The 14,682-nt window shown below is 63.2% G+C and carries 15 protein-coding genes; 3 read left to right on the forward strand and 12 right to left on the reverse strand.

The genetic code is table 11. The annotated features are described in order from the left end of the window. Positions 1-4 precede the first annotated feature (4 nt). From atpG to rsmG, 10 genes are all read right to left on the reverse strand, one after another. Positions 5-865, reverse strand: a complete 861-nt coding sequence (gene atpG, locus DEH80_RS12130; protein ID WP_109720768.1) for a F0F1 ATP synthase subunit gamma — start codon at positions 863-865, stop codon at positions 5-7. A gap of 136 nt (positions 866-1,001) precedes the next feature. Then, positions 1,002-2,543, reverse strand: coding sequence for a F0F1 ATP synthase subunit alpha (gene atpA / locus DEH80_RS12135; protein ID WP_109720769.1), 1,542 nt, complete (start codon positions 2,541-2,543; stop codon positions 1,002-1,004). Positions 2,544-2,597: 54 nt separating this feature from the next. Next, positions 2,598-3,134 (reverse strand): F0F1 ATP synthase subunit delta, encoded by a 537-nt coding sequence (locus DEH80_RS12140; protein ID WP_109720770.1) that lies wholly within the window; start codon positions 3,132-3,134, stop codon positions 2,598-2,600. Positions 3,135-3,136: 2 nt separating this feature from the next. Continuing rightward, the gene (locus DEH80_RS12145; protein WP_109720771.1) at positions 3,137-3,607 is read right to left on the reverse strand and encodes a F0F1 ATP synthase subunit B; all 471 of its coding nucleotides are present in this window, start codon (positions 3,605-3,607) and stop codon (positions 3,137-3,139) included. A gap of 45 nt (positions 3,608-3,652) precedes the next feature. Next, complete coding sequence (gene atpE, locus DEH80_RS12150; RefSeq protein WP_109720772.1) at positions 3,653-3,907, reverse strand: F0F1 ATP synthase subunit C; 255 nt, start codon at positions 3,905-3,907, stop codon at positions 3,653-3,655. 59 nt (positions 3,908-3,966) lie between these two features. Next, positions 3,967-4,761 (reverse strand): F0F1 ATP synthase subunit A, encoded by a 795-nt coding sequence (gene atpB, locus DEH80_RS12155; RefSeq protein WP_109720773.1) that lies wholly within the window; start codon positions 4,759-4,761, stop codon positions 3,967-3,969. Continuing rightward, entirely contained in the window at positions 4,761-5,198 is a 438-nt protein-coding gene (locus DEH80_RS12160; protein WP_165831454.1) for an ATP synthase subunit I, read from the reverse strand. Before DEH80_RS12160 ends, atpB begins: the two co-directional genes overlap by 1 nt. A 132-nt stretch (positions 5,199-5,330) precedes the next feature. After that, positions 5,331-6,191 carry a ParB/RepB/Spo0J family partition protein gene (locus DEH80_RS12165; protein WP_109720775.1) on the reverse strand — a complete coding sequence of 287 codons (861 nt, stop codon included), beginning with the start codon at positions 6,189-6,191 and terminating at the stop codon, positions 5,331-5,333. Continuing rightward, entirely contained in the window at positions 6,191-6,967 is a 777-nt protein-coding gene (locus DEH80_RS12170; RefSeq protein ID WP_109720776.1) for a ParA family protein, read from the reverse strand. The genes DEH80_RS12165 and DEH80_RS12170 overlap by 1 nt, the downstream gene beginning before the upstream one ends. Beyond that, entirely contained in the window at positions 6,967-7,593 is a 627-nt protein-coding gene (rsmG, locus tag DEH80_RS12175; RefSeq protein WP_109720777.1) for a 16S rRNA (guanine(527)-N(7))-methyltransferase RsmG, read from the reverse strand. The genes DEH80_RS12170 and rsmG overlap by 1 nt, the downstream gene beginning before the upstream one ends. A 240-nt stretch (positions 7,594-7,833) precedes the next feature. On the opposite strand from rsmG, the gene DEH80_RS12180 reads away from it, so the two are divergent. Continuing rightward, positions 7,834-9,414: a type IV pilus assembly protein FimV gene (locus DEH80_RS12180; protein ID WP_109720778.1), complete on the forward strand. Its 1,581-nt coding sequence runs from the start codon at positions 7,834-7,836 to the stop codon at positions 9,412-9,414. A 13-nt stretch (positions 9,415-9,427) separates the two neighbouring features. Here the strand turns inward: DEH80_RS12180 and DEH80_RS12185 are convergent, their stop codons facing one another. Then, the gene (locus DEH80_RS12185) at positions 9,428-11,587 is read right to left on the reverse strand and encodes an EAL domain-containing protein (protein ID WP_165831455.1); all 2,160 of its coding nucleotides are present in this window, start codon (positions 11,585-11,587) and stop codon (positions 9,428-9,430) included. Positions 11,588-11,807: 220 nt separating this feature from the next. Here DEH80_RS12185 and DEH80_RS12190 point away from each other — a divergent pair, with 220 nt between their 5' ends. Together DEH80_RS12190 and DEH80_RS12195 are read left to right on the forward strand one after the other, a co-directional pair. Beyond that, entirely contained in the window at positions 11,808-13,499 is a 1,692-nt protein-coding gene (locus tag DEH80_RS12190) for an alpha/beta hydrolase family protein (RefSeq protein ID WP_109720780.1), read from the forward strand. A 133-nt stretch (positions 13,500-13,632) separates the two neighbouring features. Next, complete coding sequence (locus tag DEH80_RS12195; protein WP_109720781.1) at positions 13,633-13,896, forward strand: EF-hand domain-containing protein; 264 nt, start codon at positions 13,633-13,635, stop codon at positions 13,894-13,896. A gap of 44 nt (positions 13,897-13,940) precedes the next feature. On the opposite strand, the gene DEH80_RS12200 is transcribed toward DEH80_RS12195, so the two are convergent. Then, complete coding sequence (locus DEH80_RS12200) at positions 13,941-14,633, reverse strand: alpha/beta fold hydrolase (protein ID WP_109720782.1); 693 nt, start codon at positions 14,631-14,633, stop codon at positions 13,941-13,943. Between the last annotated feature and the right edge of the window lie 49 nt (positions 14,634-14,682).

Below are 14,682 nucleotides of genomic sequence, written 5' to 3' on the forward strand. Positions count from 1 at the left end.
CCGATCAGACGGCTGCAGCGCCGCCCACAATTTCTGCAAGTTCTTGCGTAATCGCGGCCTGGCGAGCTTTGTTGTACTCCAGCTGCAGGTCGTCGATGATCTGGCCCGCGTTGTCGGAGGCCGACTTCATGGCGATCATCCGTGCCGCCATTTCACAGGCGACGTTTTCGGCCACGGCGCCATAGACCTGGGCCTCGACGTAACGCATCAGAATGCCGTCGAGCAGATCTTCAGCACTGGGCTCGTAGATGTAGTCCCAGTTGTCCAGCAGGCCTTCGTCCTTGACCGGCTGCACGGGCAGCAACTGCTCCACGGTCGGCTTCTGCGTCATGGTGTTGACGAAGCGGTTGTGGATTAGCACCACCTTGTCGAGCTCGCCATCGCGGTACTTGTCGAGCAGCACCTTGACCGGACCGATGAGCTGGTCCAGATGCGGCGTGTCGCCCAGACCCGTGACCTCGGAGACGATGTTGCCGCCGACGCGCTTGAAAAAGCCCATGCCCTTGGAGCCGACGATCATCAGATCGACTTCGGCGCCCGCGTCCTTGGCCGCACGGAACTCGCCCAGCGCCTGCCGGAACAGGTTGATGTTCAGGCCACCACAGAGGCCGCGGTCGGTGGACACGACGATAATGCCCACGCGCTTCACCGGCCGCTCGACCAGGAACGGATGCTTGTAGTCCGGATTGGCTTCAGCCAGATGCCCGATGGTGCGGCGAATTCGCTCGGCATACGGCGTGGCCGCGGCCTGGCGATCCTGCGCCTTGCGCATCTTGCTGGCAGCGACCATTTCCATGGCCTTGGTGATCTTCTGCGTGTTCTTGACGCTTCGGATCTTGCCTTTAATTTCCTTGCCGACGGCCATCTTGACTCCTACTGAGGCGCCCGGATGTTGCTCGGGCGCTCAATGCTTAAAACCTCGTGACTGCTTCGTGAACCGGCCGGGCAAGACCACTTGGTCCGGCCTGGCCATTCACGCCTGACGCGCGATAACAGTCCGCTTAAAAGGCCGACTGCTTCTTGAACGCGTCCAGGGCAGCGGTCATGTCCGCCTTGATCGCATCGTCGTACTTGCCGGATTCGTTGATGCGATCCAGCAGGTCCTTGAACTCGCCGTTCAGGAACTGGTGCAGTGCCTCGTCGAACTCCACGACCTTGTCCTGCGGGACATCGTCGAGGTAGCCGGCATCAGCGGCGAGCAGCGAGAACGCCATCTCGGCCACGGACAGCGGCGAGTACTGACGCTGCTTCATCAGCTCGGTGACGCGCTGACCGCGCTCCAGCTGCTTGCGGGTCGCTTCGTCCAGGTCGGATGCGAACTGGGCGAAGGCCGCGAGTTCGCGGTACTGCGCCAGGGCCAGACGAACACCGCCGCCCAGCTTCTTGATGATCTTGGTCTGGGCCGAACCACCCACACGCGACACGGACAGACCGGCGTTGATGGCCGGGCGGATGCCGCTGTTGAACAGGTCGGTTTCCAGGTAGATCTGACCGTCGGTGATGGAAATCACGTTGGTCGGCACGAAGGCAGACACGTCGCCGGCCTGGGTTTCGATGATCGGCAGTGCCGTCAGCGAACCGGTCTGACCCTTGACTTCACCGTTGGTGAACTTCTCGACGTAGTCGGCGTTCACGCGGGCTGCACGTTCCAGCAGGCGTGAATGCAGGTAGAAGATGTCACCCGGGTAGGCTTCACGACCCGGCGGGCGCTTCAGCAGCAGCGAGATCTGGCGGTAGGCGACAGCCTGCTTGGACAGATCATCGTAGACGATGAGCGCGTCTTCACCGCGATCGCGGAAGTACTCGCCCATGGCGCAACCGGCATACGGTGCGATGAACTGCAGGGCCGGCGATTCGGCGGCGGCAGCGGCCACGACAATGGTGTGATCCATTGCGCCGTGCTCTTCCAGCTTGGCAACCACGTTGGCGATGGAGCTGTTCTTCTGCCCGATCGCGACGTAGATGCACTTAACGCCGGTGCCCTTCTGGTTAATGATCGTGTCGATGGCCACCGCGGTTTTACCCGTCTGGCGGTCACCAATGATCAGCTCACGCTGACCACGACCCACCGGGACCATGGCGTCAATGGACTTCAGACCGGTCTGCACCGGCTGATCCACCGACTGACGCGCGATCACGCCCGGCGCGACCTTCTCGATCGGAGAGGTGCCTTCGGCGTTGATGTCGCCCTTGCCGTCGATGGGACGACCCAGCGCGTCAACCACGCGGCCCAACATGGCGGGGCCGACCGGCACTTCGAGGATGCGACCGGTGGTCTTGACCCAGTCGCCCTCGGTCAGCGTGCTGTAGTCACCCAGGACCACGGCGCCGACAGAGTCACGCTCCAGGTTCAGGGCCAGACCGAAGACATCACCCGGGAACTCGAGCATTTCGCCCAGCACCGCGTCTTCGAGACCATGGATGCGCACGATGCCGTCGGCCAGCGACACGACTGTGCCCTGGTTCCGCGCTTCGGTCACGGCCTCGAAATTCTTGATGCGATCCTTGATGAGATCGCTGATTTCAGACGGATTCAATTGCATGTTGTGTTTCCTGGTGTCGCGACGCGTGTTGCGTCGCTTCCTGGTTGTCCTCGTCTACGCGGTCAGCGCCTGAGTGATGCGGTCCACACGGCCGGCGACCGAACCGTCGATGACCAGATCGCCAGCGCGGAGCACCGCACCGCCGATCAGGGCGTCATCAATGGTCACGCTCAACTCGACATCCCGACCCAGTCGCTTGGACAGGGCGGCCACCAAGGCGGCCTGGGCGTCATCACTCACCGGCTTGGCGGCAGTCATGTCGACAGCGATCCGGCGCTCGGCTTCGTCCTTGAGCAGGCCGTACTGCTCGGCAATAGCCGGCAACAGCGCCACGCGCTTGTTGTCAGCCAACACCTTCAGCAGCTTGAGCCCGTCGTCCGATAAGGCGTCCCCGCTGGCACCCTGAACCAGGGCCACGAGTTCTTCCTTGCTAACGGCCGGATGGCCGATCAGACGGGCCACCTGCTCTTCGGAGACCACAGCAGCCATGGCATCAACCGCGGATTGCCCCGCGGCCAATGTGCCGGCTTCGTGCTGCAGCTCGAAGAAAGCGCGCGCATACGGTCGTGCCAGTGTGGACAGCTCGGCCATGATCAGATCTCGGTCGCGAGCTGCTTGAGCAGATCATCGTGCGCGGAGGCGTCAACCTCGCGGCCCAGCACTTTCTGTGCACCGGACAATGCGATGGCAGACACTTCCTTACGCAGTTCAGCCTTGGCGCGCTGCATCGAGGCTTCGATTTCCTCGTTCGCGGCCTTGATGATGCGCTCGGCTTCGGTGCGTGCCTCGGACTTGGCCTTTTCGACAATGTCGTTGGCCTGACGATTAGCGCCATTGAGGATGTCCTGTGCCTGGGCACGGGCGTCCTTGAGCGCATCGTCAGAGGCGCGGCTGGCTTCGGCCAGCGAAGCTTCGCCTCGCTCAGCCGCCGCCAGACCGTCCTCGATCTTCTTGGCACGCTCGTTCATGGCCTGCTTAATCGGCGGCCAGACGAACTTCATCGTGAACAGCACGAACAACGCGAACGTGATCGTCTGCCCGATGATGGTGGCGTTAATACCCACTGCTATCTCCTACGGTTGGATGGAACGCAACGTCGTAGGTGGTAGTTAGCCCAGCTGACCCAGAAGCGGGTTGCCGAACATCAGCAGCAGCGCCATGGCGACACCGATAATGGCCACGGCGTCCAGCAGGCCGGCGATGATGAACATGCGGGTCTGCAGCATGCCGGCCATTTCCGGCTGGCGAGCAGCGCCTTCCAGGAACTTGCCGCCCAGCAGGCCGAAGCCGATGCCGGTGCCCAGAGCAGCCAGGCCGAAGATCAGGCCAATGGCCAGCGCGGTGTTCCCAATGATGATTTCCATCGTCGTTCTCCAGTCGTTTCCGTCAGGTGTTGGAAAAGGTAGCTCTTAAAAGATCAGACTCAGTGATCGTCGTGCGACTCATACGCCATGCTCAGGTACACAACGCTAAGCACGGTGATGATGAACGCCTGCAGGGTCACCACAAGAATGTGGAACACCGCCCAGGCGAATCCCGGGATGAACTGCACGCCCCAGGGGAGCAGCGCGATCAGGATAAAGATCAGCTCACCGGCGTAGAGGTTGCCGAACAGTCGCAGTGACAGCGACACCGGCTTAGCCATGAGCTCAACGAAATTAATGATGATGTTGAAGGGCAGCAGGTACCAGCCAAACGGGTGGGACAGCCACTCTTTCGCATAGCCACCAAAACCCTTGCCGGCAATGCTGTAAATGATGATCAGGAAGAAGACCGAGATCGAGATCGCGAAGGTCGCGTTCATGTCGGCCGACGGCACCACACGCATGTACTCCAGGCCCGCCATGGACGCTGCGGTTGGCAGCCAGTCCACCGGGATCAGGTCCATGCAGTTCCAGAGGAATGTCCAGACGAAGATCGTCAGCGCGAAGGGCGGTACAAACTTGGACGTGCCGGGGAAGGACTCCTTAACCAGCCCGTCGATGAAGTCGACCAGCGACTCGACCATGTTCTGGAGGAAACCGGGTGTACCGGCCGTCGCCTTGCGGGCGCCCATGTACATCACGGCGCACATGATCACGCCCAGCACGGTGCTCACGAGCAGCGTGTCGATGTTCCAGGTCCAGAAACCCTCACCCACCTGAAGATGGGTCAGATGGTGCGATACGTAATAGCTGGCGCTGTCACCACCGCCATGTTGTTCTGCGCCGCTTGCCATCAGTTGCCTTTCTCTGTGTCGGTTTCAGATGTTGTGGTTGTCCAGCCCAGCGCGAACCAGTAGACCAGCAGGCAGGTCGCGTAAACGCTGATCACCGGCGGGAATGTATCCCGGAAGAGGACAATCGCAACCATGAACAAGGCCAGGGTTACGCCCCACTTCATCACTTCGGCACGCAACAGGCTGCCGAGGAGCCGCTCAGGCGTCGCGTCCTGGCCGTGGCCAAACGCGCGCAACGCGAAATAAAACGTGCTGATTACTGCGATCAGGCCGCCGGATAACCCAGCCACCGCTGCATGCATTCCGCCATGCAGCCCCCAAAGCAAAGAACCCGCGATACCGATTGCAAGCTGCCAGGCACAGATTCTGCGTGCCGTGGCGAAGCCCGATGACGCCTTGTTGCGCCCTGGGTTTTCGTCACTCAAAACCGGCGTCACCCGCCTGAGGGGGCGCGAAGTATAGCCATGCCCCCATGACAGGTCAATGAAATGTTGCGCCGCACCAACCGGGCAAGTGCGCAAACCTTTGACAGCACATGGCGACGGCGGTTTACGACCGGAGCCGGGCGCTTAGGTCAACTCGCGCAGGATGTCTTCCAGCTCGTCCATCGAGCCATAGTTGATGACGATTCGCCCCTTGTCGCGCCCTTTTTGCTGCAGCTCCACCTTGGCGTTCAAACGACCGCCCAGCTTGCGACCCAGGCTGACCAGGTGATCCGATACCGGTGCCGGTGTGTGCTTGGGCTTGGCCGGCGCATCAAGATCCCTGACCAGCGCTTCGGTCTGGCGAACGCTGAGTTTGCGAGCCACGACTTCATGCGCCAGGCGCAGCCGGACCGCTTCGGGGGCGCCCAGCAAGGCACGGGCGTGACCCATTTCCAGCGAGCGCGACTGCACGAGTGCTCGGATTTCATCGTCTAGCTCGAGGAGTCGGAGCAGATTGCTGACAGCCGCCCGCGAACGCCCCACCGATTCCGCGCAGGCCTGATGCGTGAGACCACACTCTTCGATCAGCCGGTGCAGTGCCAGCGCCTCTTCAATGGGGTTGAGCGACTCGCGCTGGATATTCTCGATGAGCGCGACCGCCAGCGCGGCCTGGTCTTCCAGCGGCCGGATGACGGCTGGAATGGTTGGCAGGCCGACGATTTGCACCGCACGCCAGCGACGCTCGCCGGCGATGAGTTCGTAGCCCTCGTCAGCCTGTCGGACCACGATGGGCTGAATCACACCCTGCGCACGGATCGACTGGGCCAAGGCCTCCAGCGCCTCGGGGTCGAACTCGCGTCGCGGCTGAAAGCGACCGGGGCGGATCGCCTCGACCGGGATATCTTCCAGGCTGCCTTCCGCTTCGGCCTGCTCGCGGGAGACCTCGACGCCGCCGGCCAGCAGCGCGTCCAGCCCGCGGCCCAGGCCCCGCTTTTTCGCCGCCATCAGGCGGCCTTCCTGCCGGAACCGCGCAGCACTTCGCCAGCCAGCGCCAGGTAGGCCTGCGCCCCCTTGGATTGACTGTCGTAGTCAAAGGCCGGCAGACCATGACTGGGCGCCTCAGCCAAGCGCACGTTGCGCGGCACGATGGTCCGATAGACCTGATCCGGAAAATGCGCCAGCAGCTGGGCCGAGACTTCGTTTGCAAGATTGTTGCGTGGATCGAACATGGTGCGCAGCACGCCTTCGATCTCCAGCCGCGGGTTGAGCACGGCGCGGACCTTGCGGATCGTATCGAGCAGGGCCGACAGCCCTTCCAGCGCGTAGTACTCGCATTGCATGGGAATCATGACGCCATCGGCCGCAACCAGCGCATTGACCGTCAGCATGGACAAGGCAGGGGGGCAGTCGATGACAATGTAGTCGAAGTCATCCTGGACGCCGGCCAAGGCCTGGGCCAAGGCCTTTTCGCCGCCCTTTTGCTGACGCAGACCCACTTCGGCCGCGGTCATGTCGGTGTTGCTCGGCAGCAGGGAAAAGCCCAGGGTGCGCGGCGCGACAATGGCATCGGCCATCGTGGCCTCGCCCAGCAGGACGTCGCAGCCGGTCAACTCCAGGTCGTCCTTGTCGACGCCCACACCCATGGTGGCATTGCCCTGGGCATCGATGTCGACCAGCAGCACACGCTTCTTGGTGGCGGCCAGCGAGGCCGCCAGATTCACGGCCGTCGTCGTCTTGCCGACGCCGCCTTTCTGATTTGCAATCGCAAGTATTCGAGCCATTAGCCAGCCTCGGAAAGAATGACAGCACAGCGCTCGGCCGCCAGGCCGGGCACGGTCAGGGGTACGATGGTTTCAACGGTCACACGACTATCCAAGGCCTTCAGTTCCTCGTCGGGCACCTGGCCCTTCATGGCCACCCAGCGACCACCTGGCGCAAGCAGGTGGCGGGTCAGATCGACGAATCGATCCAGACGGGTAAATGCCCGACAGGTGACGGTAGCGAAACGGGTCTCGCTTTGAAAGTGCTCCACGCGCTGCTCGGCCACTGTCACACGCTCCAGGCCCAGCTCGCGGCAAACATGGCGCTGAAACCGCGCCTTCTTGCCCACCGATTCCACCGACAGCACCGACCAATCCGGTCGCAGGATCGCGGCCACCAGGCCCGGCAGGCCCGCGCCGCTGCCAATATCGGCCACGGGGCCCCGCAGATGCGGCATCACAGACAGGCTATCCAGAATATGGGTCACCACCATCTGTGCCGGATCGCGGACCGCCGTCAGGTTATAGGCGCGATTCCAGCGGGCCAGCTCCTCGACCAGGCGAGACAGCTGCTGCGCCTGGCGATCATCGAGCGGACAATCCATTTGCAGGGCGCCGCGCGCAATGGTCTTGGCGTAGGCAGTCACGCGGGGCTCCGTTGATTCGGCAACATGCGCAGCAGCAGGCAATCGGGCGGCGCGCAAGTATACGCCCAGCGCCGAACTTCACCTCGGCTTGCCCGCAGCATTGGTACGCTCGGGCCGTTATGCGTGGGCAAGGGAACAGCCCGGGCTGTCCGCATCCGGCCGTCACCGCCTCGGCGACAGTTGCAGATGCCCATGCTGACGACATTTGCGGAAGCGGCCCCGAGCCGCAAGGTGTAGAGCATGCAGCAACCCCGCCACCGACTGTCACCGCCCTCCTGGCGCCCGCGCGGCATGGCCTGGGGCTCCGCCGCCCTGCTCTGCACCAGCCTGCCGGCCGGTGCGCTCAGTATCGGTGAGCCCCACAGCGTGTCGCATCTGGCCGAACCGCTGTCATTTTCCGTGGATATCGAGCGCGCCGGCGCGAACGTGCAAGACATTTACGTCCGCCCGGTCAGCACGGCGGAACGCCCACCCGGCCAGACCGAACTGACCATGCGCGTCGACCCGCTGCCGGGCGACCGGCTCCGGCTGACCGTGACAGGCAGCAAGCCCCATCTGGAGCCGATTCTGTCCTTCGAAATCGAGGTCCGCTCGGGCAGCCAACGCATCGCCAAGGAAATTGCCGTGTTGGCCGATGTGCAGCCACAGGCGAGCCTGTTCCGGCAACATCCGCTGGTTGAACGGGCCGGAGAAACCACGCTGCATCTGCGGCTGCCCGGCGACCCCGCCTCGGCTGCGTCACCGCCCCCGCGGGCCGAGCGCGAACCCGCCGCACCCGTTGCATTGGCCGCAACCCAGTTTGGCCCGGTCGCGGCCGGTGACACGGTCTCCATGATCGCCCAGCGCACACGACCCAGCCCCGCCATGCCGCTGCGGCAGGCCATCCAAGCCGTGTTGGACGCAAACCCAGACTTGCGAGGGGATCCGGCGCAGCTGCGAGCAGGTCAGATGCTCAGCCTGCCCGCCGGCTTTCGCAGCGCCCCGCCAGCCAATCCGCCGACTCAGGTCGACGCGCGTCAGGCGCCGGCACCGAGCCCCAGGGGCATGGCGACGACGATGCAGCCGGTCATCGATATCAATCGCTTTCAACTCAGCGAGCAGCTCAATCCACGCTTCCTGGCCGCAGTTCAGCCAGCTGCGACACGGGGCACGCGGCTGACGATCGACCTGAGCCAGCTGGCACGGGCCACCCTGACCGAAGCGGCCCCCACCTCGATCGAAGCAGAGGAAATCGCCGAGCCTGACACCGCCGCCCCTCCGGTAGTGGGCAGCGCACCCGCGATTGACGAGGTGGCTGCACCAGCCGCCACCCAACCCGCCGTGGCAACCCGCCCCGGGGCCTCCGAAGTTGCCGAGCAGCGCAGCTGGCCGGACTGGTTGTTCTACGCATTGATCAACGGCCTCTGTGCAGCGGTTGCACTGGGTTTGCTGATGCGCCCCAGGCGGGTCCGTGACGATGCGCTGGAGCCTCGTGGACCCACAGAATCGACCCGCGTCGCGACCAGCACACGCGATCTGGATGCCGCGAATGAGGAACCGCCCGAGCTGGCCGCCGACGTCATCGCCCGGCGAGCGCGCAAGGCGGCCATCGACGATCGCAAGCTGCTCGGCGCCGATGATCAGGCCGCGCGGCCCATTCGCCGTCGAATCATGAAGCTCCGCAGCCGTGCGGGATCGGCCGACCAGGTCGAGGTGGCCAGGCTACTTTATCTGGCAGAAGCGTATCTGGAGACCGAACAGTACGATTTATCGGAGCGACTGGTGCGGCAGGCCGAGGGCAAGAGCGAAGGCCGGCAGCATCGACCCGGCGCGGCGGCCTGACAGCGACCCAGGCCTAGACCATAAGCGGGCCGATCTTGTTCACGCGCACGCCCTGGGCATAGTCCACGCCCAGTCGCCGCAGTTCCTGCAGCCAGTCTTCCTGCTCGACGCCGGTGGCCACGGTCTTGACGCCCAGCTGATGGGCCGCATCGTTGATCCAGTCCAGATGGGCACGGTCGATGGGGTCGACCAGCATCCGGCGCACCAGCGCATCGCTGATCTTGACGTAATCGATGGGCAGTGCCCGCAGGGCGCCCAGTCCGGCCGAGGCCTTGCATCGATCCAGCGCAATCTTGCCGCCCGTGGGTCGGGTGGCTTCGACAAAGCCTCGCACCGTCGAAACATGGGCGCTGGCAAACCGCTCATCAATCTCGAAGCAGACATGCTCCGGCGAAACCCCGCTGTCGGAGATGATCCGGTTCACGTCCTTGGCGAAGTCGGGCGAATCCAGCGATGCGCCGAATAGATTGATCGTGAAGCCCGCATGGTCGCTCAGAAACCCTTCGGTGGTCTTGGCCAGCTCCAACGCACGCGCCAGCACCCAGAGATCGACGCGCGTGGTCTCGGCGCGACGTTCGATGGCCGGCAGGTAGGTACCGGGCGTGATCCACACGCCGTCGTCATCCTCCACGCGCAGCAGAACCTCTGCCCAGGGCCGCAAGTCAGCGTGATCGTCCAGTACCGGACGAATGCCCTGCGAGATCAGATGACCAAAGCCGCCATCAAGACGTGTGAATAGCCAGTCGCTCCACTCGGCATCGTTACGGCGGCGCTCGAACAGTGATTCGGACGCCGCGTACACCCGGCAATCGTTGCCGCCATCGGCCTGAATCTGCTTGATCAGATCGTTGGCAATGGTCAGCAGTCCACGCCGGCCCTCGCCATCCGGACGCAGGCTTACGACGGCAATCGAGATCGTCGTGTCGAAGGGCTCGCCCTGCCAACTGAATTCATGGGCTTCGACCGCGAGTCGCAGCCGATGACAGATATCCATGACCTGATCGACCTTGGAAAAAGCCACCAGCACGCCAAAGCGGTCCGTGGAGACGCGATAGCCGTCGCCCACCGCACCGACCTCGCGAGAGACGGCCTGGGCAACATGCCAAAGCGTTTCTTCACCCGCCCAATGTCCGAACTTGGCAGTGATGTCGTGCAGTCGATCAATCGCGATGAACACGAACTGGTGCTCGTCATCCTGACGGCGGGCGATGTCCACCAGCTCGTCGCAACGACTTTCAAACACCTGCTTGCTGAGCAGGCCGGTCATCGGATCCTTACGAGAGCTCACCGACATGGCCTTGGGCAACTCGCGCCGGCCGGCGTCGGCCAGTTCCAGCCGGATGTAGCCACCAACGGCATGCCCCGAGCTGTCGGTCACACACAAACAGGTTGCGAGCAGGTCGTGATCCTTCCCATGCCCATCCTTGAGCTTGAACATGCCAACCTCGGGGATGGATGAGGCCTTTTGCAGTGTCACGTCCAGCCACTCGCGGACCCGGTATTCCTCCGGGTGATCCTTGCTGGCGTCGTAGAGTTCCACCGTATCGAGGAACGATTTACCAACGAGTTGATAGTCGTGGTAGCCAAGCAGATGCAATGCAGCGGCCGTGGCCCCACGCACCACACCGGCCCGGTCGACCAACACCAGCGCATCCGCAGAGAACCCCAAGCCACTATCCAGCAGCCGTCGATCGGTCTCCTCGCTCGCGCGCAGGGCCTCGGCCTCCTTGCGCAGACTGGCGTTGTCTTCCAGCGCCACCTTCAATTGCTTGGAGCGACGCTCGTACCAGTACGACAGCAAATCGAGTTCGTTGGTATCGGATGCCTCGTCCAATGCGGCCTTCATTCGTCTGCGCTGTTGCTCCAGCGGACGAATAAAACCGAAGTAGAAGACCAGAAACACCGACACGGCGAGCGCCAGTACCAAGGCCAGTCGCGCAACCAGCAAGCCGTTGATGAACGCCTCGGCCGCTGCCGGGTCAGCCGCCATGGCCCGCGCCTGCGGGCCGAGCCGATAAACCGTCGTCAGCCACACACCCACCGACGCAAAGATCGTGAAGCAGACCAGCGCAGTCACCACGTTAACCCGCATGACGCCGTATCGACGGCGTAGCCGATCAAGCGGATTCAGCCCCGCCTGATCGCCTGTATCGGGCTCGTCGGAATCGATCATGTGGTGGACCCTTGTTTTGTGTAGCGCCTGCGAAGCGGCTCCAGCTCCGCCGTGGCCTGAAACCGCCCTTGTCTCCATCGCGAGGATAGGCGTCGCTCAACCCATGAACAACCATCACGCGTTTGCATTGCCCGCCCCGGCGGCAGCCGTCACACTACTGTCATAAAGTCGATGCGAGCCACTGGGGGCCACGCACGGCAACAACACTGGAGACACCGTCATGACGAAGTCCTTGGCCGGCTTTGCGATTCTGGGCACCTTGATACTGGGCGCCTGCTCCGACAGCAACGACTCGGGCGGGGCTGAGCGGGTCGAGGCTTCCAGCATGGATGTCATGATCGAGTCTCCGGCACCGAACATCGCCGATGGGACCGACACCAACTTGGTCACGGCGACGCTCTACATCCCTGAGCACGCGCCAGGCGACCGCTACCCGCTGGTGCTGCATGGCCACGGCTGGGGCGGCGACCGGTACTCGCAAAGCGATGTCGACGCCAACGACCCGGTTGCCGGCGTGGACCTGTCCAATAGCCCGAACATCTTCACGGCCATCGACCGCAACGTCGAGGCGTTGTGGAATGCCGGCTACGCGGTGATCAGCTTTGATCAGCGCGGCTTTGGTCGTGGCGATGACGGCGACGACGGCACCAGCGACGGTGCACATGTCATGGACCCCATGTTCGAGATTGTCGACGTGCAGGCCATTATCGACTGGGCTGCGGCCAACGAGGACTTATCGCTCATCATGGACGGGCCGGGCGATCCGCGTGTTGGCGCTATCGGCGGCAGCTATGGCGGGGCCTACCAAAACCTGACGGCGGCGGTGGATGATCGGCTTGACGCACTGGTACCCACCGCGACCTGGTTCAGCCTGGCCCAGAGCCTGGGTCCGAACAACGTCATCAAGAAGGGCTATGCCACCGGTCTGTGCCTGCTGGCCACGACCGACGGCGCGCAGCTGGCTTCGGAAACCGAAGCCTCCTGCCAGGAAGGCGCGTTCAATCAGACCAGTAAACTGCAGGAGGACCTCTCCGAGACCTCCCAGCAGATCTTTCTGACCCACGGCCTGAATGCCTATGTCGAAGCGGGCACCCCACTGCCGGCCCACGATGTCCTGCTGCTGCAGGGCAACCGCGACATTCTCTTCGACCTGACCCAGGCCATCGCCCTGTATGACGCTTGGTCTGCCGCTGGCGGCGAAGTGCGGTTCATCTCCCATGAGAACGGCCATTCGCTGACCCAGACCCGCAATGGCCCCGGTTCTCAGGGCCCATTGGGCCCGGGTACCTGCGGTGACATCGATGTCATCGACGCTATGAACGCCTGGCTGGACCACAAGCTGCGCGGCGCGGCGCTGGAGCTGCCCGAGATCTGCATCTCGCTGGATGACACCAGCGGTGCGCTGGTAGAAACCATCTCTCGCGGCGAGGCTGCCTACACCGTCGAGCTACCTGAAACTTCGATCCTCGCCACCCAGCACAACAACAGCTTCAGCGAGGCTGACGAAGCGATTTTCGTTGGCCTGACCGATCCCATTGTGGGTGACAACCTCGTGCTGGCTGGTCAGCCCAACGGACAGTTCACGGTAACCGATGCCGGGCTGGAAGAAGGCGTGGTGTTCATCGGCGTGGGTATCGAGCGCGACGGCAGCCGTTTTCTCGTGGATCAGCAGGTCACACCACTCCGCAGCTCTGATGTCCGCAGCGGTGATGCCACAGCGACGATCCCGCTGGCCGGTGTCGGCGAACGCCTGCAGGATGGCGATGTGGTCGGCCTGCTGGTCTACGGGCAGTTCGACCAGTTCGAAAATGAAACGCGGACCAACTGGAACGGGAATGCCGCCAATGTCAGTGGACAGGTGGCCCTGCCAATCGTCGAGGCCGTGATCAGCCAGCGTGTCACACCGGAGTAAGCCGACACCGACAGGGAACCTTTGGCGAACAGCCCCGTCGGAACTCCTGAATCCTTCAGACCAGGGAGCAGACATGCGTAGGCTGATTCATCAGCGCTTTCTTCACAGGTTGATCCCGCTCGCTGGAATCGTCATGACAACCGAGGCCAGCGCCCAGCTAGCTGATCTGCCCAAGCCAACGGTCGACCAACCGGGGTTCGAGCGCTCACAACCACCGGCCCACCGGCTACCCGCCTTTGCTGCGGTGGATGACAACAATGATCAGGTCATTTCCCAGGATGAGGCTGCCGACCATCGGGTGGTGAGTCAGCTATTCGTGCGCGCCGATGGCAATGGCAACCGGGAGCTGTCCCGCCACGAGTACCTAGCCCTGGAACGTAATCTACGCCGACGCTAGCCGGCGGGTCAGCGCCCCGGCCCGGCCGGGGCGCCGCGGAGCCGCTAGTCGATCAAATTTGCCTGCAGCACATAGGTGTAGGCCTGCAGTCCGAAGTGGCCATACGTATAGGTGTAGGTCGCATCCTCACCGGCAATCCGGCTGGAATGTACGCCGCCCACCGTGCAGGTACCGGTCGAGCAGACCACCTGATCCTGGTAGGACTTGATCGAGTACACCCGACTGGCCAGGGATTGTCCGTATAGCCAATCGAGGAACGGGCTGGACACGGACAAGCCGTAATACCCGCAGGTGCTGTTGTTCACGTTGTAGGGATACGCGCCGCAGGACCACAGCCCGCGATACGCCCCCGCGACGCCGACAAAGGCATCGACATCGGCCTGCGCACCCAAATCAATGATTTGCTTGGCGGCCAGGGTCACGCCCATGGAATGGCCGATCACATCGATCTTGCCCGTGCAGGAACCGGCGATCGCATCCTCGATGGCATCGCGGACCGGATCCTCCTCCCAACCCGAGTGGTTGTTGCAGGCGGGGCAGCTCTTGTAGCCCCAGTTGGGCAGATAGAGGTCCGAACTGCTGTAGCCCCGTGCGTAGAGTTCCGAGACCGTGTTATCCCAGTCGGACGGGTAGCCCGCATTGCCGTGAACCAGCACGACGGCATCTTCGCAGGCCAGTGCCCAGGCGGGCATCAGCGCCAGCAGTAGCAGCAGGCCCATCTGTTTCAACGTCTTCATTCTGTCTCCTCCGGATCGTTGGTCGCGGGAGATCGGACAGAGTGTCCGT

It is taken from the genome of Abyssibacter profundi, from assembly GCF_003151135.1.
Taxonomy (GTDB): Bacteria; Pseudomonadota; Gammaproteobacteria; order Nevskiales; family OUC007; genus Abyssibacter; species Abyssibacter profundi.